Source organism: Pseudomonas sp. A6, assembly GCF_052367875.1.
Lineage (GTDB): Bacteria > Pseudomonadota > Gammaproteobacteria > Pseudomonadales > Pseudomonadaceae > Pseudomonas > Pseudomonas citronellolis.
The window spans coordinates 2,288,464-2,314,426 of record NZ_CP198970.1 but is presented as its reverse complement, the minus strand read 5'-3'; the positions used below and the strand labels follow the sequence as shown (position 1 = coordinate 2,314,426).

16 protein-coding genes and 2 pseudogenes are annotated in these 25,963 nt (G+C 54.5%); 11 read left to right on the top strand and 7 right to left on the bottom strand.

The window, feature by feature from the left end:
* Positions 1-435 precede the first annotated feature (435 nt).
* Entirely contained in the window at positions 436-1,833 is a 1,398-nt protein-coding gene (locus ACTWJ5_RS10485; RefSeq protein WP_043317342.1) for a tyrosine-type recombinase/integrase, read from the top strand.
* 114 nt (positions 1,834-1,947) lie between these two features.
* Here ACTWJ5_RS10485 and ACTWJ5_RS10480 read toward each other — a convergent pair.
* From ACTWJ5_RS10480 to ACTWJ5_RS10450, 7 genes and pseudogenes are all read right to left on the bottom strand, one after another.
* Positions 1,948-2,173: pseudogene (locus tag ACTWJ5_RS10480) on the bottom strand (IS5/IS1182 family transposase); the annotation flags it as partial.
* Positions 2,174-2,591: 418 nt separating this feature from the next.
* A complete protein-coding gene (locus ACTWJ5_RS10475; RefSeq protein WP_082033876.1) occupies positions 2,592-4,529 on the bottom strand; it encodes an AAA family ATPase in 1,938 nt (645 codons plus the stop codon).
* 193 nt (positions 4,530-4,722) lie between these two features.
* Positions 4,723-10,257, bottom strand: coding sequence for a DEAD/DEAH box helicase (locus ACTWJ5_RS10470; protein ID WP_043317340.1), 5,535 nt, complete (start codon positions 10,255-10,257; stop codon positions 4,723-4,725).
* A gap of 1,071 nt (positions 10,258-11,328) precedes the next feature.
* Positions 11,329-13,206 carry a hypothetical protein gene (locus ACTWJ5_RS10465; protein ID WP_043317336.1) on the bottom strand — a complete coding sequence of 626 codons (1,878 nt, stop codon included), beginning with the start codon at positions 13,204-13,206 and terminating at the stop codon, positions 11,329-11,331.
* Positions 13,203-13,382, bottom strand: coding sequence for a hypothetical protein (locus ACTWJ5_RS10460; RefSeq protein ID WP_135499837.1), 180 nt, complete (start codon positions 13,380-13,382; stop codon positions 13,203-13,205). Before ACTWJ5_RS10460 ends, ACTWJ5_RS10465 begins: the two co-directional genes overlap by 4 nt.
* A gap of 1,380 nt (positions 13,383-14,762) precedes the next feature.
* Positions 14,763-14,873 (bottom strand): annotated as a pseudogene (locus tag ACTWJ5_RS10455) (hypothetical protein); the annotation flags it as partial.
* Between the two features lie 18 nt (positions 14,874-14,891).
* A complete protein-coding gene (locus ACTWJ5_RS10450; protein ID WP_043317331.1) occupies positions 14,892-16,121 on the bottom strand; it encodes a Druantia anti-phage system protein DruA in 1,230 nt (409 codons plus the stop codon).
* Between the two features lie 735 nt (positions 16,122-16,856).
* Between ACTWJ5_RS10450 and ACTWJ5_RS10445 the strand changes: the two genes are divergently transcribed.
* From ACTWJ5_RS10445 to ACTWJ5_RS10400, 10 genes are all read left to right on the top strand, one after another.
* Positions 16,857-18,008 (top strand): hypothetical protein, encoded by a 1,152-nt coding sequence (locus ACTWJ5_RS10445; protein ID WP_052267819.1) that lies wholly within the window; start codon positions 16,857-16,859, stop codon positions 18,006-18,008.
* Positions 18,008-18,472, top strand: a complete 465-nt coding sequence (locus tag ACTWJ5_RS10440) for a three component ABC system middle component (protein WP_052267817.1) — start codon at positions 18,008-18,010, stop codon at positions 18,470-18,472. The genes ACTWJ5_RS10445 and ACTWJ5_RS10440 overlap by 1 nt, the downstream gene beginning before the upstream one ends.
* Before the next feature lie 8 nt (positions 18,473-18,480).
* Positions 18,481-20,493, top strand: a complete 2,013-nt coding sequence (locus ACTWJ5_RS10435) for a DUF3732 domain-containing protein (RefSeq protein WP_255314681.1) — start codon at positions 18,481-18,483, stop codon at positions 20,491-20,493.
* A 517-nt stretch (positions 20,494-21,010) separates the two neighbouring features.
* Positions 21,011-21,382, top strand: a complete 372-nt coding sequence (locus ACTWJ5_RS10430; protein WP_043317328.1) for an AAA family ATPase — start codon at positions 21,011-21,013, stop codon at positions 21,380-21,382.
* A gap of 259 nt (positions 21,383-21,641) precedes the next feature.
* Positions 21,642-21,914 (top strand): hypothetical protein, encoded by a 273-nt coding sequence (locus ACTWJ5_RS10425; protein WP_003150493.1) that lies wholly within the window; start codon positions 21,642-21,644, stop codon positions 21,912-21,914.
* Positions 21,915-22,011: 97 nt separating this feature from the next.
* Positions 22,012-22,980 carry a DUF932 domain-containing protein gene (locus ACTWJ5_RS10420; protein ID WP_043317323.1) on the top strand — a complete coding sequence of 323 codons (969 nt, stop codon included), beginning with the start codon at positions 22,012-22,014 and terminating at the stop codon, positions 22,978-22,980.
* 155 nt (positions 22,981-23,135) lie between these two features.
* Complete coding sequence (locus ACTWJ5_RS10415) at positions 23,136-23,537, top strand: hypothetical protein (protein ID WP_074980472.1); 402 nt, start codon at positions 23,136-23,138, stop codon at positions 23,535-23,537.
* Between the two features lie 126 nt (positions 23,538-23,663).
* Positions 23,664-24,668, top strand: a complete 1,005-nt coding sequence (locus ACTWJ5_RS10410; protein ID WP_043317321.1) for a YqaJ viral recombinase family nuclease — start codon at positions 23,664-23,666, stop codon at positions 24,666-24,668.
* Positions 24,669-24,747: 79 nt separating this feature from the next.
* Complete coding sequence (locus tag ACTWJ5_RS10405; RefSeq protein ID WP_043317319.1) at positions 24,748-25,668, top strand: recombination directionality factor; 921 nt, start codon at positions 24,748-24,750, stop codon at positions 25,666-25,668.
* Positions 25,669-25,714: 46 nt separating this feature from the next.
* On the top strand, positions 25,715-25,897 hold the full coding sequence (locus ACTWJ5_RS10400) for a hypothetical protein (protein ID WP_043317317.1): 183 nt from the start codon (positions 25,715-25,717) through the stop codon (positions 25,895-25,897).
* The last annotated feature ends 66 nt before the right edge of the window (positions 25,898-25,963 follow it).

Sequence of the window (25,963 nt, the reverse complement as noted above, 5' to 3'; positions counted from 1 at the left end):
TTTGTTGAGCAGTGGCTGCCATTCCATAGTGACGTCGCCTGACCTCAGCGAAGGCCGCTATCTGACAAGGGCCTTCAAGCCAGTAGGTCTGGCCGGATGCTGTTTCAGACTTGGATATGAGCGAGTTCTCTCGATGGTTTCGTGCGCAATTTGGAGCCAGAAATAAAAACAGCTCAAGCAGCGTATGTGCTTAGCAATACTTGATCGAGACAGAGCGCCCTAAATAATCTACCCCTTGCACCCCATGCGCTTATTTGGTGGATTTCCATGGACGCCGATGGACACTGACGGATCGCCTACACCCTAGTAAATACGGGGCATACAGGCTAAATTAGCGTCCATCGCGATCCACGAGCATCCACCGACAGCCAAACGATTAGGTGGGGTAAAAGTGGGGTAAAATTCCATGAAGCCGAACTAGGCAAGGGGTAGGACATGGCCAAACTGACAGCCAAGCAACTGGAGGCGCTCACCACAGCCGATGACGGCCGGATCCTCCGCGAAGACGGGGGACTGGTCGCCAAAGTCCGTGCCGGCGTGCGCGGCGTGACGGTGCAGTTCCGCTACGAATTCAAGCAGGATGGAATGAAGCGCGACCAAAGCCTGGGCAGTTGGCCGAAGAAATCGCTAGCGCAGATTCGCGCCGAACGCGACGAAGTGAAAGCGATAGCCGCCAAAGGAATCGACCCCACCGCTGCCCGCAAGGCCGCCAAGATCGAAGCCCAGGCCGCCATCGCTGCCACCATTGCTGAAGCCGAGCGCCAGGCTGCAGAGAACAAGACGGTCGCCGATCTCTTCGAAGAATGGATGCGCGACGGTGTGTCCCGCCAGGACGGCAACGCCGAGTTGCGCCGTAGTTTCACCAAAGACGTGCTTCCACTCATTGGCAAGAAGCCGCTGCGCACCCTGACCGAGAAAGACCTGCTCAACGTCTTACGCTCAGTCAAAGCCCGCGGCCTGAATCGCACCGTAGTGATTCGCAGCAAGGACATCGGCCAGATGCTGCGCTGGGCCGAGAAACGCAAGCCATGGCGCACCCTGATGGCCGACGGCAATCCAGCCGACCTAATTGATGTCAATAAGCTGCTCGACCACGACTACGAGGAACAGCGCGATCGCCTGCTCTCTCCTGACGAAATCCGCGAGCTGCGTGATATCTTCGCCCGCCTGGAACGCGACTACGACGCCCTCCCCGCCGGCCAGAAATACTCTGGCATCCGCCCAGTCAATCCGCGCGTGCAATGCGCCGTCTGGATCTGCCTGAGCACCCTCTGCCGCATCGGCGAACTGCTCAAATCCGAATGGCGTCATGTGGATCTGGAGAAAGGCACCTGGTTCATCCCTGCCGAGGCTACGAAGGGCCACAAGGGCAAGCGCCAGGATCACCATGTATTTCTGTCGTCATTCGCGCTGAAGCAGTTCGAGCGCCTGAAAGAAGAAACCGGCCATACCCCGTTCTGCTTCCCCAGCAAGGATGAGAATAGCCACGTTGACACCAAGACAGTCAGCAAGCTAATTGGTGACCGGCAGTGCCGCTTCAAGAATCGCAGCAAGCCACTTACTGGCCGCCACCATGACGACTCACTGGTACTAAGCAAAGGCACCAAAGGGGAATGGACTCCTCATGACTTGCGCCGTACCGGTGCCACCATGATGCAAGAGCTTGGTGTCGCACTGGAAATCATCGATCGTTGTCAAAATCACTTGCTGGGTGGTTCAAAGGTACGCAGGCATTATCTGCATCACGATTATGCCAAAGAAAAAGCAGATGCCTGGAAACGGCTCGGCGAACGTCTCGAAGCCATCCAGAGCACTGGAGATGCGATGCCATAGCGGAGACTAATTGAGCGATCGCTCATCACTCTCAGTCGCCGGGCAATACGCCCAGCCAGCGTTGGCGCAACGCTGCAGTATTGGTGAGGGTGTTGCTGCGGCGCCCATTCAAGTCTTCAGCGCGCAGAACGGATGCTCCACCGTCGTCGGGCAGCGGATGCGTATCATTTCCAGAGCTTGATCTAGGCGGGGCTGCATCGCGTCAAGCACCGACTCATGTTCCCATGCGACTCAATCGCCGCTGAGCACTCTATGTGCATTATTCCTTCAATGTACACCCTTGGCAGTTCGAGCCCCAGTAACGGTTCAGCTTCAGGCCTTTCTCAATCGTCGCAACTCTGGAGCGACTAATTGAGTCCCAAGGAGTAAAGTTTCGTATATATACCTTTGGCCGCATTGCAGCTGCAGGAGCCTCAGTTGCGGGGGGTGTCACAGGCGGTATTGGGCGCCCTCTAAAGTATTGCGATCGCTGCCCACGATATCGCGACATGGTATCCAGGCTACGAAACCGCAAAGAACTTCTCCGGATCTAACGCTCACGTCATCTATAAAAATAAGCATCAACACATAAACCTCTACCTGAGAGCCCACAACCATGTTTAATCTTAAAAATATTAAACATGGCTCGCTTTCGAGCAGAAGTGAACTTCACTACCTGAGCCTAGAAGCGCACAAGACGAAACCTGTTTTTCTACAGTGAAAGTTCGCACTGTATAAAGCCCCACCAAAACCAACTATTAGACGATAGTACCGAAGCCTTAAAACTCATAATAATCAATGCTATCAGGATACTTCCGATGCAAATCAATAGCGACCCTTCCAATGTATGACCCAGGATCCGAGACATGGATTACGAGTGTATCTATTGCTCTTGTAAGAGGAATCATTACCCACTTTCTCGCATACTCCAGGGCCGCCTCTGCCTCGTCGTAGAATATATCGTTTTTCTCCTCCTCGCTGACTTTAGCGTTCTCCTGTTTGTAAGAAAAAAACTCATCTAAGGCGAAATTAACCACGACCCATCCCTCAAGGCCTCGGCATGACTCGTACTGAACAATCCTAAACTGCTCAACGCTGGTTGGATATTCATCTCGCTGCTCCGGATCGACGGCGTCCCAACACTCAAGACCCCATTCAGCAAACTGTTTTCCAACCTTCGAGCGCCTTTGCCCATCGGCGGATGTTTCCACCCATCCAGGTGGAACACAAAACAGGATGTCAATCGGCTTATTCCCATCATCTCTAGCAGTTGCCACTAGTTTAGAATGAAATTTCTTGGAGAATGGATCACCAACAACTACGATGACTTTCCCGCCGTGTGATTCAGGCAGAGGTTCGAGGTTCCAATTCGCGTAGTCAATTTCCTTTGCGAAGTGGCCTACTGTCTGGCAAAGGCTGGACTTGAGTCGCAGACTTTTTCTTAGCGGAACAATCTGACTTTCGCACACTCCTATATTTGCTCGCCAATCGATTTTTTCCACACCTCGTACGAACTGGTCAACCCCGTCGGCAATGATTACCTTCTTTGGCCCGTATAGCTGATAGATTAGATCTCGCTCAGTAGCAGGCCAATCTTGCGATTCATCGATGAGCAACAGGTCCCATGTCAATGACCTACTGCGGGTAGATCTCGACCTCTCGACTTCTTCTTGTGTCACAGCACCGGCCAACAAGTACTCAAGCGCAGTTTTTTTATACTCTTCATATGCTTCAAGGAAATCGGGCTCCTGCTTCGAGATAAAACCCAAAGCCAGCAGCCATTCGCGCATGAAGCTATGAATAGTCTTGATCGAGATACTTCCCACCCCGACCGAATCCTTAGCTCCGAGCAAGGTCAGAAGTCTACGCAGATCTGCGACTAAAGCCTTATTATAGGTAAGCAGTACAACACGCAAACCAAACTCGTCATATGCTTGATATGCCATGCGAATAAGGCGTACTGTCTTTCCCGTCCCCCCGCGCCCTCTAAATATTAGAAGTTGCCTTCCCAGCTTCTCGGCGTACTGTTGCTGCGTTCGATCCAGAACAGACCTTGTGATCGCCTCAAGCCGCTTTCTGTCGATTTTAGATGGGACCAGCACGTTTGAAAAAACTGCCAAAGTGTTAGCCATGTATGCGCGCACGGAAAAGCAACACACCTCGTTACAACCTGGCCGACTCGATAATAAGGCTACCTTTTCCAACAAGAGCCCCCAAGTCACATCTGATCCAAGGATGTTGTTCTGCGACTTCGGAATAAGCGAGCATTGAACTCGCTCGAGCCAAATAAAGTTTGTAATCCAAGGAGAGCTTTTGCTCAGGCTATTTTTCTCAATGTACTTTTTTATAGAGTATTTCTGCCCATCACTTTGCGTAGTGACATCATGATCACTATCATTATATTTAACAAAACACCTATTCCCCTCAAAGCGAACCAAGCTCGGCGAATGCCCCTTTACTTCAAACGAAGCACAGAATGAATGGATTAGTGTATTGGTTTTTTCTGACCGGATTTCTTCTTTGCGATAATTGGCAAAGAAAACGAGCAAATCAATATCCTGGACCTTTTGCCCAAAGCATTTAGCCGAAGGAAAAATCTCAAGAACAACCTGACTATCTTCATCAAGCCCGGAAATATACGCAGCTGCGAGACCTGCTAGCCTCTCAGCAGCCTGATACTCCGGCGAATTGTCGTTTTCCCCATGTATTCTGATCATCTTCTATGCCACATGACTATAAATGGACGGCGCAACTGGCGATATACCATTTTGTTTCGCATAACTCCCCGACCCTACCTGAAACCCCTTGATTCAATTGAGTCGCTCACTAACTAAATCGAGGTAAATGGCCTGGCTCGCCGTTCAGATGACGTGTCCCTAGAACATATCCCAAAGACACGGACTCCGGTGACTAACGGAAAAAGCTCCGAACCCGCTGATGGGCATCCGGCAGGTTGGATCTGAGCAGGTACTCGTTCAATGCTAAGTAGCCATGGACATTCTGTGCGTTATTGACCGCATGAACGAATTCCGGCCGACCGATTAGTCCAGGGAAGGACCCCAAGGCCATTCGATGCCCTCCATGCTCTACAAGCATGGGGGCTTCAGGCATACCACCTGGCAAGCACCGGAAGCCGTCCAACTCAAGACTGGCGCACAACTGGGACAGAGTGACCTCCTGTACATTTGGAGGGGAGCAACGCGGCTCCTCACCGAATATTCCGTAGCGTAAAAGCGCCGCGCCGAGCTTCCTGTCGAGTCGATCTTGGATGTGCTGGTTGTGGAAGTGGTCTAGGCATTCAGTGCATGAAGTGTCGCAGGTGCAACTCTCCAACAGAATAAGAGTATCCACCAAGATCTCTGGAAGATTTCTCGCCGCCACTTCAGCATAACCTGCGCCCCCCGAGAGTGTATCGTATAGGAATATGTCCAACATCCGAGCCTCGTTTTGAAGAACGGGGACAACACGGAAACCGGAACCAAACTCAGCAGGATCAAGGTCCAATTGCCTATGGCGGCTCGCAGCGAGCCGGAGGGCTTCTGCGATCGTGTGAAGCGCATCCTCCAGCATTCGTAGTGTCACTATGTCACTGGTGTCGGTCACTAGCGGAGCGGCGACTTTCAGCCTTACCAGCAATAAATCAGTTGTGAAGTCATGACCAAGAAGCACACGTCGGAACTCACCAGAGCATAGCTGTGGAGTCCCCTGCGGGCCGAGGTAGCGGTAGGGGCGTTCGTGAGGCCCACCAGCCGGCGAGAACTGGTCGAAGACGGAGGCAGCTCCGCATTCGACGCATACCGAGAACCCGTTGGCCTGACCACCCTCTTTGCCTCGGTTGACGGTTACTAGCCTGCGGTCGGTCGCGTGAGTGAAACTAGCATTTGGCCCACACGGCCTAAAGGTGAATACCTCCGGATCAACGGGCTGCGGGAACTGCGCCATCGTTGCGAACGTGATATCTTGCTCGCGGTCGTCCTCGGGAAGTTCTTTGGCGCATTCGGGACCAAAGACTTCTGGCTGAATCATCGTCTCCTCTTTCAACGCTCCGCCACAAACAGGACAAGTACTATCATTTCCCTGGGCCGTATGGGGATCACGTACAAAGGAGCATGCTTCGCAATGGACGAGCTTTTTCGCAGTTGCGAAAAGCGGTCTGGCCCGACTCACCTCCCCAGTTGGAAGGTCAGCGAACACGCCTCCGGAACGGTAAGTCTTCTTATCGATAACGATCAGCCGCCCGGGGGCATACTCGCTTAATGCCTGAGAAATCGACTGCTGTGGCCGCTGAACCGTGCGAACTTCCCAAATGCCTTTGAGATTCTTCTCGCGCTTTTCCACCAAGAAACTGCAGAGGCTTGTGGGAAACGCGTAGCTCGGTAGGAGGCCATGGAAGAAAAGAAACTCCAGGAGTTCTTCCTGCTCTAGATTCGGTCCCGCGTTTTCGTTGTCCTCAACTTCCTTATTCTCTCCGTCGTCCTCCGAAACAGCAGGTGATGGAACATCTGCGCTGAGCCGACGCAAAGTCGTCAGGAGCTCCTCTGCCACCTCCGCGAGCCACTCCTCGATCGGTCGACCGCCGGTATCTAGGGACGGTGGAAGCCATGCTGCGATAGATGCCCTCAGATCACCCTCGGCGGCTAGGACGCGATGTGACACCCAATCGCCAAATCCTTCTAGGTTTAGACCAGTGTCCCGTGCCCCATGGAAAAACTGTCGTGTCGGCCCGAGCGACTTTTCAAGCATTGACGTTTTTTCATCAGGACCATAGCCCCTTTGCCCCATAAGTTCGTGAAAGAAGGTCTGGACCAAATAAGCGTGCACGTGACGTCGAGCGATCTTGGGGTTATCCACCTTAACCTCGGGTGTACGCGGCGACCCAGCCACGATGTGCTCGGGGTTCAGGAAATAGTGGCTGTCGTGAGGCCCGGTCTGGGAATACGTCACGACAGTCGAGACCGAAGCACCGCGACGGCCAGCACGACCGGCACGTTGCTGGTAATTCTCACGTTGGGGGGGAACGTTCCTCAGTGCTACCGCGACCAGAGAACCGATGTCGACGCCAACTTCCATGGTGGTGGTACAACTGAGCACGTCAATCGGCCTGTCGGAATCCTCGATAAGGACGTCTTGAAATCTAAGCTCATAAAGCTCGGTGGTAGCGTGGACGCTGCTGCGGTCCCGATTTGAGAGTTGGGCTGTGTGCTCTTCGACGCTCAAGTTGGAGAGCCGAGCGCCAGAAGCGAGAGCTTCTTGCACCGGCAGGCGCCAGAAGCCCTTACGGGCGGCCACGTAATTGCTCACCAGGGGATCAACTAGTCTGACTCCTTCGCCTCCGCAAGCGAGGCAGATCGTCCCACCTAAAGCGAGAGGCATGAGGGCTGTGCAATCTGGACACTGAGCCCAAACGTGGGAAAGGTCGACTCGTAGGCGGAGTGTGTTCGGAGTAAGGAACCAGACTTTGTCTTTCTCGGACGCCAACTGGCTGCGGAACGCTGCCTCGATAGCCTCGACGGCGAGCTTCCCCCAACCGGGGCGACGGGCAAGGGCCTCCGCGAAGGCCCGGTCGAACTGCCCTTTGCTTCCCCAATCCGGCTTGAAGTAACCGGCCGCCTTACAGCGGAGTACCGAGTCCAGCGACGGGTCGAATGCGAACTCCCTGAGCAGTGCATCTATCCAGGCAACTGCGAGTGCCCGGACGTCCTCGTCCCCAAGAGCGATCCCTGCCGCCTTGATATCGTCTTTGAGCTTCCTGAGTTTTGCTCGTGCGGGCTCGACGAAGCCGACGGTTGTTCCCGACAGCGAGTAGTAGTTGCTGCAAAAAAGCTTCAGCAGCGCTATCCGATACCGTGCGGGTGGCGTTTCCGATGGTTCGAAATCATCGTCGAGAGCTTGCCTCAGGTCTCCCTCACAGTCGCGCTCGAATTCGGCACGAGCGGCAGCGATCTTCTTCGCATCCTGCCCATCGAAAATGAGAAGGTCATGCTCAGAGAGGATGGATAAGAAAGCGAGATAGAAATTACGGTTAGGTCGCGGCTCCTGGGAAATTGCCTCCAGTCGCGCGCATGCGAGCGCAACTGCCTGTCGGAACACGTCGAGTTCGATGTCGCGGGGGATGTCGCGGGCCAACCGGGCAGCCTTCTGGCGGCCGTCGGAGAAGATGAGTACCTTTCGACCGCCATTGGGATGCTTTGCATCGATAGTGCGACTTGCCGGCTGGCGAGCCATCTGCGTGCGGACCAACGCAGTGAATGGAGCCTCGCCCTTCGTCACATGGTCCATCACCTTGGAGGGCTCGCTCTTAGAGCTTCGGGTCCTGCGCATGCATACAGGGCATTCGTCGAAGGCGATCTCGACCTGGCCTGCGGCGACCTTGTCGGGTACTTTTACCTTGCGGTAGCCCGAGGTATCAGAGGGGCAGATTGGGAAGAGTTTTCCGGTTGGAACGTGAAGCCACATGTCTTTGTGGCGGCTGCGTGGATGAACGTTCTCCTCGACCAATATCTCAATCGGAATGAGTTCGATAGTACCGCCTTCGGACAATGGGCCACTCGGCTGATGCCATACAAAATCCATATCGGAACTCACGTAGCCGCGGACGAAAGCGGCACCGCAATCGCGGTGGGTGAGCAATTCGTAGACCCTTCCCTTCGACGTGCAATAGCACCGGTCCAACGGCTTCGTATGAAGGCGCCCTAGGATAGTGGGGCCGGCGTGGCCGCCGAGTCTTTGCGAACATTCAGGGTCCACACAAGCGTGAAGCCCAGGCAGCCCTCTATGGAAAAGATGCAAGCGGGTCGGTATCAATACGCGACCATCTGAGCGCCGCCGGGCATAACTACCCAAAGCAAGCAAGGCGTCAGCCGCCCGCGCTGCGGTGTCAGGTGGAGATTCGCCGAAGAGCGCCTCGCTGAGAGTGTCGAGCCTAACCGCCTTGCCCGACACCGTCGCGATCAGTGTCTCAAGGGGACCGAAGTCGGTCATATTCTCGAAGAGCCAGTCACGGAATGATGCATGATCCCCTGCGGTTGGCACCTGCCAGTTCAGACGTGCGGCGAGTTCCATCGCGGCCATCTGTGCGGCGCCGAGGTCGTTGGCGGCATTCTGAAAGGCCCCAAGATCGAATTCCGCCAACGCCTCGGCCTCTTCGCGCGTGGCGGGACGAGGGAGAGAACGCGGCTCAGGGGTTCCTTGGATCACTCTGATGCGTCGAGAGGAACCGTCTGGCAAGCCAGTTAGATCCCGGGCGAAGCGCTCACCGTCCTCGACTGCAGTCGGGCCTGAACCAAGGCTCGCGCTGGTTAGAATGCAACGCATGCGTTCACGGGGTATCTCCAGGCGGGCGCAGAGGCGCCGGATGAGAAGAGCGACCTCGGCGCCACCAGCCCCCCTGTACATATGCGCCTCGTCGAGAACGAGGATGAATTCGTTCCGGGGATCAGCTTTGAGCCAATCCCTAGTCTGCTCGAAAATGCCCCGCTCGATGGGGCGCATGAGCATATATTCAAGCATGGAGTAGTTGGTGATGAGCAGTTCCGGGCAGCGCTGCTGCATCTCGTTCCGGGTCATGAGCTCACGGTCACCGGGCTGCGTAACAAGCCGATGGCCCCAGTTATTGGCAATATATTGCTTGCCAGCCTTCTTACCCGACACGTAGGTTTTGGTCTGAGCCAGCTCTCGCCCATAGAAGGCATCCAGATCTTTACTGGGCCAGCGGCCGATGCGCTCCAGCTCCATCCGGACTGCCGATTTCTCTGCGACCTTGCGATAAAACTCTTCGAAAAGAGGTTTGATAAATCGTTCATCCCGCACGGAGGATCGGCGTCCTGGATAGGGGGTGCGTCCCGTATAGCTGCCGAAACGTATGGGCCTCGCTCGTCCCTTTGAGAGGACCTTTGCAGCCTCGGGGTTGCCGAGCATTCGCCGGATACGTGCAAGCTGGTCATTGACCAAGGCATTCATCGGATACAACAACATCGCCCTGCAGCCTGGAAGCTCAGCAGACGCTGGCCTTTCTTCCCCTTCGATTGCCAACTTACCAATAACAGGCATAAGGAAGCTTTCGGTCTTACCAGAACCGGTACCAGTAGCCACTACTAGGTCGGCTGCTTCATTGCCGAGGAAAGACACGAGTGCTTCCGACTGGTGCTCGTAGGGATGGGGGTAAAGGCCGACGCCCATCCCCGCCAGTTGGGTCAGTGCGTCGACGGCAGCATTAGGGATCGGCAGGCTGTCGTAGGGATCACCCACCTTATAGACTGGAGTGGCTTCCACATAAGGGACTTGGGCGACGGTTGCATCCCTTCGAAGAAGCGCATGGCGCTCTTTAATAAGCCCCTCATCACGGATGTGATATTGAGCCTCAATGTATTGCCTGAGACTCTCTGCCAGACTCCTCGCTGCCTCATGGACGCCTGTTGCTTCGACAGTTTTCGACATAACGGTCATCAGTTTTCTCTCCCTGCGCCCAAACGCTCGTCCAGTACGATCCGAAGCCCCTCAAATGCCTTACGCAAGATCGGTAAAGTCTCTACGGGAAACATGTGATGCGTTACACCAGGATGTCCCCCATCAGGCGCGGGGACCTGCCAGCCAAGCAGGAGCACCCTTGCCTCACGCTCTGGCAAGCGGCGCCCTAGTCTGAGTTTCACCGAGCCCTGAGACACTGAAGCGACGATGCGGATAGAGCGCCCTGCCCGTGCATCCAGATGAAAGCGAAAGCGTCTGGCATCCTGGGAATCTATGCCACTAAGCCTCCGCAGGCGACTCCTTACAAATTCACCAATGAAATAGGAAAACATCGGCCCGGCCGCTCCCGAACTGCGCACTCTGCAGAGTAAAATCGGTCCCTCGCCGGCCGGCAGATCCGTAAGTCTGACCCATTCACGCGTCAAGTAAACGGAGACCTCACCCATGTCGTCAGGAGCGTCCGTCAGTCGAGTCGTAGCCTCAGCCAGCAGCCGCGCTGACCATGCTTCAAGCCCTTCGGCGGGGGCTCCGATCCATTCTTCTGCCTCCCACATATCTGCCCAGCCTTCGCAAGCAGCGGTCTCCACCAGCCGAACCCTACCCTCAGTCTTTGCCGATGCCCTCACCGCTTGTGGGAGTATTTCCTTTGGCCCCCCACCTAGCAGCACAGCTAACCCGTCTCCTGCTCGAACAGTGTGAGCTGGCGCCGCAAGCCACCTGCCGCCCTCGAGTCTGACCATGTCTCCCAGATCGGCAAGACTATTAAGTATTCCTATTACTCCAGGTTGAGTATCCACTCCATCGGCAGCAAGATCTGGCCACAACGAAACCAACTTACGTCGTACCATACCGGAGAGACGAACCGAGGCAGCAGGCTCCCACTCTCCCTGACTACCTTTAGGGGCGGAGCAAAGATGCGATACCGCTCGCAAGCATTCCGACACTGCGGATATCCGAAGGCATTCCCCTCCTCGCCTACAGCCTATCCCCGCCGCGACGCCCCTACGCGCGCCCTCTAAGGAAACCGCCTGCCACTCCATCGCCACGCCCTCAAACTGTCATGTCTGCTCGCCCGTTGGCCAACTCGCGTTCAGCGATTTGAATGATCTCCTTAACAGGACCTCCGTTGGCTCTAGCCCATGGAGCGGCCCATGAGACAAGCAGCGAATTGAGATCATCCTCCGCTTTTCCGCCTGGTATCGCCCTGAGAGCCGCGTATGCACGGCTAGACACGCGCCGCCATAAACTGCCGCCTTCAAAGCCTGCTTCCTTCAGAAGCTCACCCAACTGGCTCGTAACTGGAGTCGTCTCGCTAGTTTCAAGGCCATCGACCTGTGGCCAGGCTTCTTTCGCGAGTCGGCCGTACTTCAACTGGGGTAGCTTGGCGGAAATTCCGCGCATCGGAAGAGCATCCGTATCGAATACGGGCCCCAGTTCAGCAAGCGTGCCTCCATCAGGGAACGCGGCCGGGCCCTGCGCCCAAGAGGCGATTAGAGCAAAGCCTCCGTAGCTAGACCCGGTGAACTGCCGTCGTACGACAATATCTCGAACAGCAGCACCGTAGACCTCAAAAGCTGAGAGGTTCGCCCCCTTCAGAAGCAGGCAACCTGACGAGCCTGCAACAATCTCGACACAGTCGGACGCAGCCTCATCAGATATAAGTCCGACCGGCACTCGCCATTCATGGAAAATCGGCCCGCCGATAGCTGCGGCCACAGAGTCAGCCACCAAGTCAGCGAGCGACCCAGAGAACTGCACCATTTGGCCTGCGGCAAGAGCTGCAACTATCTGGCGAGCAGCGGCGATTGTTGCCCCTCTCGCAACGCCGGTCGCCTGAAGATTCGAAGCGACTAGGTCACAGGCGTTTTGGATAGAAAGAATGGCGACAAACGCTCCCTCCGGCTTGTTCTCAAGCAATCTAACCCGTTGCTTTGTTCCTGACTCCGCACCACTTCCCACCAAGATGCTTTCAAGGGCAGCGACTCTTCCCAAAAGTATGCCAACGGTCTCAGCCGTCTCTGCCTGATCAGCTTCGCCTGCTGAAAGACTTTCGACAGCCACCCTCAGCGCTGCTATGTCAGTTGCGACCTCATCCCACCTCTCTCCACGGACCACAAGCGCCCGCACGCCTTCCTCAAGGACATCGGCTTTGATGCTGACGGCGGCGATAGCGTCAGCGTTCTGCTTAGCGGCAACGCTTAGCGAATCAATAACTTTTTCAGTCTTTTCGGAACGTGCGAATTCCGCATCCAGTGACATCCGCAAGTCGGACACTGCATTGGAACTCTGACTAACGTTCTTGGCGAAGTCCTCAATACCTCTGACAAGAGAAGCCGCTGTGACTTCAAGTTGCCCAATGCGGTTGGCCTGATCCGCAGCAGCAACCTCAGCAACTGCAAAGCGTTGCTCCATGTCTTCAATACGGGTCGGCAGGCCGTCGATCATCTGATCGCGTGCCAGAGTTGAAGCCGAGCGGAAACAAGCAAGTGCTATTGCGACATCAGGATGGTCTGGAAAACAACTGAAAATGAATAATCGCTCTACGTCCTCTTTAGCGGCACGCGGAAAACGCTCAGCGAGCTCCCTCAAGAAGGAAGGACCGGCGTCGGAAGTAAGCTCGGAGTTGTCGCCTTGTGGAATGGAACCTCCCAGCCGGCCCATACCCCAAGCCTCCCAAAGCTGGGTGAAGATACTCCAGTCAAATGCATCTTTGAGGCTTGTTTGCGGATGGATCAGATGTCCTATTAGACGTTTCTGTCTCTCCTTGAACTCGGGAGGTGTGCCTGGTCTGAATCCTTGAATGCGCGGCAAACGGTTATAGATTGTCTTGCGCAATCCATGAGGAATTTCCTCAATGAATTCGGCGACCACGGTTTGTCCCAATGCAGAAATTCGCTGTTTTGCCTCCTGGCTGTATTGGTAACTCATGATGAGGCACCTTCTCCCAAACGTTTAATTTCAAAGCCGCAGGCAAGGATCTCCTTTACCAGCGAACGATAATGCGGGATGAGCGACGCTTCGGGCCTCACAGCAGCGAAGACTCCAACTAGCGAGTTGTCGTCAGAACACACTGTTGTTGGCGAAGCAATTTGCAACTGGAACATGAAACTAAGCAACCTCGATCGCAGGGCCGGAGTGAGTTCCTTACTACGGAGTCCTACTGAAGAACATGTCCAAGTGCCGGCGACGCGCAATCGCCCAAAACCACCGAATTCAATCTCTACGTGACATGCAGGGTCGGCCAAGGCGGAAGTTATCTTCGTCAGTACGTCAGGCGGTGGGAGACGCATATGACGGCTATGAGGAGAAGAGTCACTCCCAGAGGAAAGCGCTGTCACAAATCGCCCAATTGGTCCATCTATGCGGAGAACTCCCGTCGCGCCAGGAGGCATCGATAGATAGTCTGGCCCCCTCCCATGTGTCCGGGCCTCAGCCACCATATCTGTACACCTGCGTTGATGCAGAGGAACAACATGGTGAACTCCCATTGGTGTCGTGAACGCCAGTTCGACAGAGGGGAGCCACTGAGAGCGCACTGGATTAAGGGTGAAGGATACGAACTCTTCAATCCCTGGATTGTTCGCATCTGAAACTTTTACAGTCTGCGCGCCGTCAGTCTTAAGGGCAAAAAACGCTGGCGATCGCTCCTTTCCTAGAACGGAATACTTTGAGGACCCACTTTGGACTTGCATTGTCGGACCTTGATCCGACTGTTCCAACGGCATCATCTTCGCTGCTAGCAAGAGTACGCTTGTCCTGACACTCTCAACCACATTGACACTTGCGTTCCTAGTAAAGAATGGCCAAACAGCGGTGATTGCGGGCACGGGCGGTGCAATTGGCAGCCCTGTGAATGAATGCAACCAATCGGCGCATCTTGGGGATAATTCATCAGGAAATGTGGCTAGAGCTAGATTCCATCCTTGTCGCCCAGGAAATCTATCGATCACTAACTCATCGGGAAAATCTGGCTTAGCAGGCTCCCTCCACAGCAGAGCAAAGGCTTCCGAAGCTCTTAGCTCCTGTGTTCGTGGGAATCCTCGAGGTTCGCTTCGGCCCGACGCGGTGAAGGCCGCAGCTCCTACGGCGGGTAACCCTCGGCACTCTCTATCCACACTGAGGACGAACGAAGGGTCGGGTTTGCCGCTGAATTCGACTATAGAGTAAGGGGCAGTAGAAAGCTCAACAGTCACACGGCGGCGCTCCTGCATACCACGCATATTCAGCGTCTGGACTCTTCCCCCCACGTCCAGCGAGAGCATAGCCGGACATTCGCGACATGGGGGCAGCACCAGTTCGAGCGACCAGCCAGCACGATCGGCCCCTATTGGAGGGATCACCAAGCGGAGCTCCATCCTCTGCTTCTCCATAGTGGCAGAGGCTTGTCCGTGGATATACTGCCCGTGAAGGCCCGGAACAAACATCTCACACTCAGGCGATCCCATTCCAGGCCAATGGGCGAAATGAGGTTTCCTTCTCACACCGGAGCGGTGAGAAACCCTCGCCTTACAGACTGGGCATATATAAACCCAGGAAAACGATACTTTCGCCGCCGACTCCAATCTGCCAGTTATTTTATTGAAAGCATACTCCACTCTCCCCTCCCTGTATCCCTACAGCCAGTCAATATTCCTATGCTTTTCTATTTCCTCTATCTGGGCACGTAGATTTCGCGCCTGATTTCCAAACATGTCAATAAGATTCCCAGGCATCCAGTCTCGATACTCAGGTCTACGCCTTGAACGAGGTATCATCCAGCGACTCACTGCTTGCTCGGCAACATCCTTTGCAGACAGGAGCGATGTCAAGTCGGGCTGACCTCTTCCGGTCCGCAGAATTTCTGTCGCGTTATTGGCCAGCTGGCATATAAAGACCTCGCGCCGGATACCGTGCCGCATTAGATTTTGTTTGAAGCCAAGCGCAGACAACGCTGCTTTCATAGTTCGCAAACGCCAGTTTGGTCCTTGCCCGAAGGCATGCTGATCCGCGTAAGTATGGTCAATATCACGCAAGTAACTACGAAGCTCCGAAAACAATTGATCGGGGATATGAAAATGCCCCCAACCATCGGTATACCCAATAGACTCTAAGTACTTTATTCCATCAAGCTTAAGACGATTGTAAACTGATGACCTCCCCATTGACGACGACGTCGTTATCGCAAGAAGCCTAGCTTTCTTTACCTCCCCGGAGATGATACCTGTCATACCACCATATACAGTGGAAAAATCATCATAAAGTTCACGACTACGCAATAAGCATGCTATAAGCTTACCACCCAGGAGAATATTGTACGGGGGGAGGGCCCCTAACACGTAGGCGTCCATTAGATTTACGAGCCGCGCACTTCTATCATGAATATTCCAATCAATAAACCTATCCCGCACAGCAAGATTAAACACAGGGTCACCGATGGCAATTAGCCCTATTAGCTTCCCATTATTTTCATCCCAGACAAGGTAACGGAGACGCCTACCAAACCCGTTTGAAACGGGAACAGACCACAACAAAGATGCAAGCCGAAAGAGCTCACCTTGTTGCGTTCCCGATGAAACACGCTCAAGGACCGGTGAAATTTTTTCCGGGTCAATGTCCGCCCCGGACGCAAAGAATTTCATCAGTTTTCGGCCAGTTAGTGAGACAAATTTCTCATTAGCTGAGAGCTTCTCCTCTCGCTGCGCACTGTGGAGAGAGCGGATCGCCTCCTTAGTGTTTCCCGGAGCTTGCAATACTCCCTTTTCAGCTTTAGTAAAGCCAAGAGAGTGCAGGTGCTCCCGTAACTTTTCCTTTAGATCCTCCTCACGAGAGTCGACATCAATACTTGTTGTATCGCCATTTGGCATTTTTTGCTTTGCATCCCAGTCAAAATTTGCCCATTTTGAACGTTTCTCGAAGCATGCGCCATTAGAGTCGCCGGTTGACAGCTTCCAAAAGGACGACGACAGCGATCAGGTTGCGGACCGACCAGCCCCTACGGCCCTAGTTTGGGCGGCACATTTCCGGGGACCGAATTTTCGGTCTTACACGCTGATATAGCGTAACCGTCGCCTCGCGCCGCCTAGGCCTGCCAGAATCAGAGCGAGGCATCTTTGCAGACAGATAGTAGGCACCGTCACCGCCAGTTCCGCAACTGCTTGCTGCGTGAATGGACTGCACAACTTCTCGACTAGCTTCCTCAGTAACGCCCACTCGACGCTCTTCACTCCTAGAGCTGTGAGGCGCTGAATGATAGGTCTCGCCGTCCTCCCCTGGACCAAGCCAGATGACCACTGGCATTGATCGAGGATGTGACAAGTGCCACCTCCAATCACGAAAGACGAGTTCATCACCAGTTCCGCAGCTCATTACCTCAGGCGCGACAGAGGCATAGCCTTTTGATGTTGATATGATGGCACGCTACAATCCGACATGTAGAAGATGCAACTGTACAAATATACAGATATCTCCAAGGCCATCCGAACCCTCGACCTGACGACCTGTATATACATACAGAAAATAATCTCTAGTCAGCAGCATATTGAGTGTTCGCAAAAACTGTTGATACGTAGCTACTGAAAGGTGAGGTAGGGAAGGAACTCGTGGAAAAGCAGCGGAACGATGCTACCAGATTAATTGAGGCGATCTCCTATCAATTGACCGTAACACTCGAATACTGCCACTCTCTTGTTGAAGGTCAAAGTTTATGGCTGGAGCGATTCGGGGATGTGAGTACCGAGGGTAAATCCCAAGTTGAAGTGAAAGACTTCGCCGATGCTCTAACGGACGGCCATATAAACTTCTGGAATACGCTGAAGAACTGGTTGGCGCCAAGGTTTAAGGCTGATTACTATTCAGAGCTAATACTTCTGACAACTCAGAAGTTTGGAGTAAATTCCGAGATAAAACACTGGAACGAGCTAAATCTTTCGAAGCGGATAGCTCTTCTAAAATCGGTTCATGAATCCTGCGAGTTACGGCTCGAAAAAACAGGAGAAAAGAAGCCGTCGAAAACAGTTTCTGCACAGCGATTTGTGATGGCTGACGAGAGGCGCAATCAGCTCATGGATATATTGGAAAAAATTTCCATTATATCTAACGAACCATGCTTGGTAGATCGAGCCAATGCGGCCAAGTCGAAATTTGGGATAGGCCTAGATCCAACCAAGCGAGATGACTATTTTCAGGCATTACTTGGTTATTTAATAGAACCTGGAATGATAGAGAAAGGTTGGAAGATTTCGTACGAAGATTTTGACATGAAGATTGCAACGTTGCGAGCGCGCTATTCTCGCAATTCGCGAAAATTTCCAGTGATCAACTCTCGTGACCTCATTAAAATAGCTGAAGACCCATCTTACACTGAAAGAATTTTCGTAAAAAAGCTTCACGAAATTGAGTATGGCTCAATGGTGTCCACCGCCATTCTGCATCATATAGTGGCAACCCATACAATCCTTGATGAGTTCAAACGGTTTACCGTCGACAAGGAAGATGTAGATAATTACAAAAAAGACCAGATGGATCGGCATGCTAGCTTACGTCGCGCCGAGGTTCGTCGGTGTAGTAAACTGGCTCAAGAAGACTGGTGCGAAGCGTCCCAAAGTTTCTTTGATACACGATGTGGCGATAGTGCAGATCCATTTCCAGGCTTCGACAGCACATCAGTCGAATTTCGCAACGGGATTTTGCATATACTGGCAGAGGAAGTGGATGAGAAAGGCGAGGATAAGTTACATTGGAGACTTTGGTAATGGATCTTACAACCACAGATCATATCCATACACTTCATCGTAGCCCATTGATTCTTGCGCCCATCCTACATTCATTCTATTTAAATGTACACGAAGCCCCTAGAAATATTCTTCTGAGCTATCTGGTTTTGCCATTCGTGCTACATCAACCTACATCCGCTTACCTTTACCGAATTACTGATCGCAACTCCCTCCGAACTATGTGCTCGGAAAAGTCGCGTGTAGCCGGCATTCACAAGCGAATTATTTTGCTCCGTCAAGCTACTAACCAGGCATTATTTAGCCTTATAAACTCCGAACATCTACGGATTGATGACGAGTTGACTGTGCAGCCAGTCAGGAAAAATATCTATTGCCCGGATGGCATCAGGCCCCAACTGGTGTCTGCACGCAATCTAGCTCGGCTCTTTGAAGATAGTGACGCACCTCAAATATACAAGTTGTTAGGGATGACGCAGTTATGAAATGCATTGTGAAAGCCATTGGTGTTATCGATCATGACAACCAAGCTCATCACGTCGAGTTCTTTCCCGGACTAAACATAATTACTGGAAAGTCCTCGATGGGGAAGAGCGCCATAATTGAAATATTTGATTTCTGTCTTGGCAACAGTGATGACACAATTCCTAAGGGCATAATAACCAGTCGAGGAAAAATCTTCTTTACTATCCTTGAAATGGAAGCCTGCTTGCTAGTGCTTTGCAGGGAGCGTACTAGTGATCGATTATTTCTCAGAGAGTTCTATGAGGCTTCCCTAAAAGATATTCTCGAGGGGATGAAGAAAAAGGACTTCTATCGGCCAAGCTGTTACTTTCCGCTGAGAGATTTTAAGAAGGAATTAGGAAGATTCTTCGCTATAACATTGGTAGACGTGGACGAGGATACGGGCCCCAGGACCTATGGAGTAAAGAAGAGTGGAACTCCCTCTATTCGAAGCTTTGCCTCATACATGCTACAACACCAGAACCTAGTAGCCAATAAACACGCTTTATTTTACAGATTCGATGAAAAGGCAAAGCGAGAACAAGTAATTGATCATTTCAAGATTTTTCTTGGAGTAGTAGATCAAGATTATTTCTGGCTCGCCCAAAACTACAATGAGCTGAAGCTTGAGCTAAAAAAAATAGAAGCTCAGATCCCTAAGCGGCAAGAAGAAAAGATCCGACTCCAAAATGCAGTTGAAGGACTCTTAATAGAATATAGGATCGTGAGCGGGACGGACCTAATTAGCTTAACGGCCGCCCAAATTGTAGCAAATGCACAATCTGCGCTGAAAAAAATCAAGGACGCGAATGTTCGAATTGATAGCGCAGCAGACACATATGCTGAGCAAAAAAGATTATTGGACGATAAACGTGCAGCACAAACAGCAGTGGTGCGTGAGCTTCAGGACAAGATCTTTGCTGTCCGATCATCAATTGGCTTTACTGAAACCTATCAAAGCACCATTGGATCCATCCCTGTACCTGAGTACGCCGAGGTAAGCGAATCTCACTGTCCATTCTGTGACGCACCAAGTGAAATTCTAGAGTTGGAGGCCAATAAGCTATCGCACGCTATCGGCTGGATGAATAGCGAGCTGAGAGTATCTTCATATGTGCGAGAAAGTTTTAAAGAGGAAGAAACCAAGCTTAATAAAAAGCTAGATGAAGAAAAGGAAAATCTTTCAGAGATCCAAAAGCGAATCAAGGGAATTACTAGCCAGATAGATCAGCTCAAGAATAAGAAGACGGTTGACGAGGTAGCTCTTCGCATCAAGCATCGCCTTGAGCTTCTAATTGAGAACTACTTGGATAAGCCGCAAACTGAGTTCGAAGGCACCAGGAAGACAATAAAGGAAAAGCTCGAAGAACTTCGACCGCAGCTTGACGCATACCAAGTTGAGTCGAAAATGAGAGATTTGAGCTACCTCATTGATAGTGAAATGGCTCGTATCGGGGCGGAATTCGATTTCGAAGCCGCCTATAAACCAATTAATCTTAAGTTCGACCTTGAAAGCTTCGATCTCTGGCATGAAAGCCCCGATATGGGTAACGTTTATTTACGCTCCATGGGCAGTGGTGCAAACTGGCTGTATACCCATTTAACACTATTTTTGGCGCTTCATTCCGTATTCGCATTGATGCATGAGAATGGGTGTAAGATTCCGCCTATTCTTTTCCTCGATCAACCTACACAGGTATATTTCCCCTCAACAATCGATCATGGCAAATCTTTTAAACCGAAAGAGCTAGCCGCGACTGCAGGAAGAGAAAATAGTGTAGATCACGATATGAGCGCGGTGACCAACATGTTTAATAAGTTTGTAGAGTTTTGCGAGAATACTTATCAAGCCACCGGTATTCGGCCGCAACTGATTATCACTGATCATGTAGACGACCTAGAGCTAGCCAACAACGTTGAGTTCCATGACTTTGTTAGGGCTACTTGGCGGGATACAGGATTCATTGGTGACCGAGTGACTCCAGAGCCCTCAGGTTCATAATAGGCCACGCTGCAACCAAAATCAGACTCTTGGTACTCAGGACCTAATTGAACCGAAGGTGATTTTTCTCGTGCTACCACCTTCGAATATTCCAAAGCCTCTAATCAGCGGTGATCATGCTCATCCTTCGAGGATGAGCATGATCCGTTACCAACCGCCCTCAAAATTTTCCCGAAGTACAAAGGCCACTCCTCAACTAGCAGGTCGCTAATTAGGTGCTATCCAGCTCTTGACTATCGACATATACCCATCCGGATGCATCGAGCCCCTTCGGGGCTCAACCGGAGTGGCTGAACATCCTTGACCAGGTAACGCATCGCCTTGTGGACATGGGGTCGGACCTCCAGGTCGCTCCGGTAAACGATGCCGATACCACACTCGCCCTCGTACCGCCCCTTATCATGATTGCAACTGTTGTAGTTGCCATGTCCCGAGTGATCCGCTCCCACAGCTCACCGAGCTGCTGAGCCTTGTAGACGTCTCGACGTATCTCCTTTCCATTGAAGAAGTAGTGCCGATGGACGCCCGTGATATTGCCAATGACTACGATGCCCTCTGGCGTGTCATGCGGGACGCCAAGGAAGGATTGGTGCGCATCCAGGTGGTACCCAACCCCATGCGATACATCCTAGAGAACTTCTTTGCCTTCACTGGCAATGCCCAACGGTTTGAAGACATCCTGCAACAACTGTCAGCGGAAGATGGGACATTCCGGCCCTTGGAGCGTTTTTTGAACCGAGGGGCCCACTGGGACGAGACGAACATCGCCCATATCGGCTGGGGCCAGTTCAACATCACCTATTACCTTTCCAAGCTGGAGGCTGTTTTTCAGGCGGTAGGCCATCCAGAGCACTACCGTTTGAAGATGGGGCTACCAGAGGCCCAGTAGAGAGCAGTAGCACGAACTTAACTAACAGATGTCGTATATCGCGCGGACTAATCGGGCCGCGAGGTGCCTTCGGTACAAAGCTCACGGCTGTTTGGGATCGACAGCCCCCGTAGATCCCTTCGCGCGACACAACAATTCGATTCAAAAAAAATACAGCTCTACATCACTGCTTTGACATACCCATCATGGAGGCTCTCCAGCCATGTCATTGCAGTGTCCTCGCTGTAACTCCCCCAAAATCGCATCTCTGCATCCCGCCATGAAGATCGGCGCCCTGGTCGGCACGGTCGGTGGCGCAGCGCGTGGCGCTTCCGCCGCTCTTGCTGGTGGTCAGGCCGGCGCAGCAGTCGGCGCCATTGCCGGCCCGCTGGGCATTACCCTCGGCTCGTTGTCCGGCGCCATTCTTGGCGGCCTGGCAGGCGGTGTCGGCGGCTGTGCGCTCGGCGCCCAACTCGGCGACCAGTTGGATCGCCACGTGCTCGCCAACAACCTCTGCCTGATTTGCGGGCATCGCTTCAACCTGCCGACCTGATCGGCTTCGTTCTTCGCTCCCTCCCCTTTCATTCCTTCCGCCGGTGCTGCGCTTCGCGCAGCGCTTTATGCCGGCTATTGCTCACAGGAAACTCATCATGGCTCATCTCATCGAACGTATGGCCTATGTCGGCGAAGCTCCCTGGCATGGCCTGGGCAGTCGTCTCTCCCCGAAACAACCGCTGGAAGTCTGGCAGCGGGAAGCTGGCATGGACTGGCAAATCCAGGAAAGCCCCGTCCACTTCAAAGCGGACGCAGTCGGACATCTGGGCAGTATTCACTCCTTCCCCGAACAGAAGGTGCTCTACCGCTCCGACACCAAGGCACCGCTTTCGGTGGTCTCCCAGCGCTACCAGGTGGTGCAGCCGAAGGAAGTGCTGGAGTTCTACCGTGACCTCACCCAGGTCTCCGGTTACGAGCTGGAAACCGCCGGCGTGCTCAAGGGCGGTCGCAAGTTCTGGGCGCTGGCACGCACCGGGCAGAACACCTCGCTAAAGGGCAACGACCTGGTCAACGGTTACCTGCTGTTGGCCACCTCCTGCGACGGCACCCTGGCCACCACGGCAACACCGACCACGGTGCGGGTGGTGTGCAACAACACCCTGACCATCGCCGTCGATGGCGCTACCCGGGCGATCAAGGTGCCGCACAGCACCCGCTTCGATGCTCAGGCGGTGAAGAAGCAACTCGGTATCGCCGTCTCGCAATGGGACGAGTTCATGTACCGCATGCGCCATCTGGCCGAGCGCAAGGTGCAGTGGCACGAGGCGATGGGCTACTTCATGCAGGTGCTCTGTGATGCCCAGCCCAACAACCCATTGCCGGATGCCTTGCCGAACGAACGCGCGCTGCGTCGGGTGCAAAGCCTGTACGAAGGCCGTGGTCGCGGCTCGCAATTGGAAGCCGCCAACGGCACTGCCTGGGGTCTGCTCAATGCCGTCACCGAGTATGTCGACCACGAGCGCCGTGCCCGTAGCAACGAGTACCGCATGGACTCGGCCTGGTTCGGCCAGGGGGCGGTAATCAAGCAACGTGCCCTGGATGCGGCCCTGCAGTTGGTGGCCTGACGGCCGCTCCCTCCTTCCGTTATCTCTCTTCGCCCAACCGGTTCTGCGATGACAGCAGTCGCTCGCAGGTACCACGACGTTGGGCGTTCCCTTCCACCTGCCGGGGTTCCGCTCCCGTGGAGTTGGGCCTCGGTGTTTCATTGGAGGCCTCTCTCATGGGCTGGCTGTTCTCATCCCGAACCCGGTCAGAACTCGTCCAAGATCTGATCCGCCCCGAAGACACGGCACGAGCCAGTGTTCGTGTGCTTGTGCATACCTTGCGCGGCAATGTGCTGTGGTCGGTCACCGAAGTGACGGCGAAAACTACAGGTGTCCACCCAGACCTCTCACCTGGCGAGTCCATGCGCTACATCCGCTGTGATCTGCTGCAACGCAGTGGCGGTGAGTGGGGCTACAAAGTCATGGATGAGTCCATGGCGCCGTACTACTACAGTTGCCCGCTGCGCTATCTCGACATGGCCAAGGAACTCTCGCCCACTTGGCGCGAGAAGGTTCGTGCCCATCACGCACGGCGACGGCAGCCGGTGACCGCCATGGCCGGTGGTGCAGCCCGTTAAGAGGGAGGGATTGCAGCACTGCTTGGATGCAGTCCTCCCGTTGATGGCCTGACGACCCCAACTCCCTCACTCGATGCCCGACCGGTTCCGCCGGTCGGGCATTTTTATGTCCGGAGAAAAATCCTCATGACTCACGCCCATTCCACATCCAACAGAACACGGCAACGCCCTGCCCTGCGCCTGGTCGGCACCAAGGATCTGTCCCGTGACGACTGGCTGGCCGTACGCAAGCACGGCATCGGCAGCTCGGATGCTGCAGCCGCAGTCGGCCTCAACCCTTACAAGTCGCAGCTGGAGCTGTGGCTGGAGAAGACCGGTCGCGATGCCGGGCTGCCCAAGAGCGATCCGAACGACGAGGACAGCCCGACCTACTGGGGCAACATCCTCGAGCCCATCGTCGCCAACCACTATACCCGGCGTACCGGCAACCGGGTACGGCGGATCAATGCCGTGCTGCAGCATCCCGATCCGAAACTGGACTGGATGCTGGCCAACATCGACCGCGAGGTGATCGGCGCCAGCGACGTACAGATCCTCGAATGCAAGACCGCCGGCATCAACGGTGCGCGTCTGTGGAAGGACGGTGTGCCGGTCTACGTGCAGTTGCAGGTGATGCACCAGTTGGCGGTCACTGGCAAGCAGGCGGCCGATGTGGCCGTGTTGCTCGGCGGCCAGCACCTGGAGATCCATCGCATCGAGCGCGACGAGGAGCTGATCGCCCGCTTGATCGAGCTGGAGCGCGATTTCTGGAACTACGTGCAACGCGATACGCCACCGCCGGCGGATGGCTCCGAGTCGGCGGAGCAGGCCCTGCGCTGCCTGTATCCAGAGGACCAGGGGCACACCCTGGACTTCACCCAGGATCCGCTGCTGTCGGCTGCCTTCGATGAACTGCAGATGGTGCGCGCCAGCCTGGAGCTCCAGGGCAAGCGCGAGGCCGAGCTGAAGCAGCAACTGCAGCAGGCCATGGGCGATGCCAGCCGGGCGCTGTTCGCCAACGGCGCGGTGTCCTGGCGCAAGGCCAAGGACAGCGTAGTGCTCGATGTGTCGCGGCTGCTCAAGGAAAAGCCCTACCTGCTGGCGCGCTACCCCACCACCAAGGTCGGCAGCCGGCGCTTCCTGATCACCTGATTTCGCTTCCCCCCTTGACCACCCTGGCGTCTCCCCTGCGCCGGGGTGGTCCTTTTTATTCATCCACTGGAGAACCACCATGCTCAAAGGCTTGGCCATTACCCCGCCGGTGCTCGGGCGGATTTCCATCGGCAAGGTCGTCGAGAAGAACGGCAAGCGCCTGCCGGAGAAGGACGATCAATTCACCCTCACGTCGCAGGTCCAACTCCGCGATGGCTGGCTGCCCCATCCGCTGGACGAGGAGTTGCGCAAAGCGCAGGGCGGCAAGATCCGCAGCATTCCGATCCGTCTGCTGTTCAACGCGCCGGAGCTGAACTTCCGCGCCGAGTACTGCCTGTTCGATCGGCAGTCCGGACGGCCGCTGTGTGTCGGCAATGGCGAGACCTGCAGGCGCCGTGGCCAGGACTGCATCGCTTCGCTGCCCTGCCCGTCGCCGGATGGTTGTCCGCTGGCCAAGGGCGGTGCGTGCAAGCCCTACGGTCGCCTCAACGTCGCCATTGGCGATGAGGATCCGCTGGGCAGCTTCGTGTTCCGCACCACCGGCTTCAACAGCATTCGTACCCTGGTGGCGCGGCTGCAGTACCTGCAGGCGATCTCCGGCAACCGCTTGGCGTGCTTGCCGCTGGAGCTACGTCTGCGCGGCAAGTCCACCCGGCAAAGCCATGGCTCGCCGATCTTCTACGTCGATATCACGGTGCGCAGTGGCCTTTCGATGGAGGAAGCCTTGCTGCAAGCCCGGGAACTCGATGAAGCGCGCCAGGCCTCCGGCTTCGACCAGGTGGCGCTGGATGCCACTGCGCGGCTGGGCTTTGCCAATGGCGCTTTCGAAGACAGTGACGAGGAAACGGGGGCCATCACCGAAGAGTTCTTCCCGGAGCCGGCTCCTGAATCGCCGCCTTCGACCGCGCTAGTAGCGGAACCGCTCACCACGCCGAAACCCACCCTGTCGACGCTGCTGAAAGCCCGTGCCGAAGCCCGGGCCCAACACGCCGCGGACTGATGTCCGCGGCATCACCCATCACTCAATCTACGAGGAGGATTGCGCCATGAACCTGGTGCGCTTCATTGGTTTGCTGTTCGTGTTCATCGGCGTGCTGGCCAGTTGCGCGATGGCCGTTGCGCTGCTGGTGCTCATGCTGCGCTTTTGGCCGCTGGCACTGGCCATCGTACTGGCACTGATCCTGTTCCACCGACTCCTCCAGCGGGTCGGGCTCCACATTTCCCTCTAGTCCCCTGGCGGCATAAGCAGGAGCCATCAGGGCTCCTACTCGCCGACTCTCATCCCAACTTTCCGC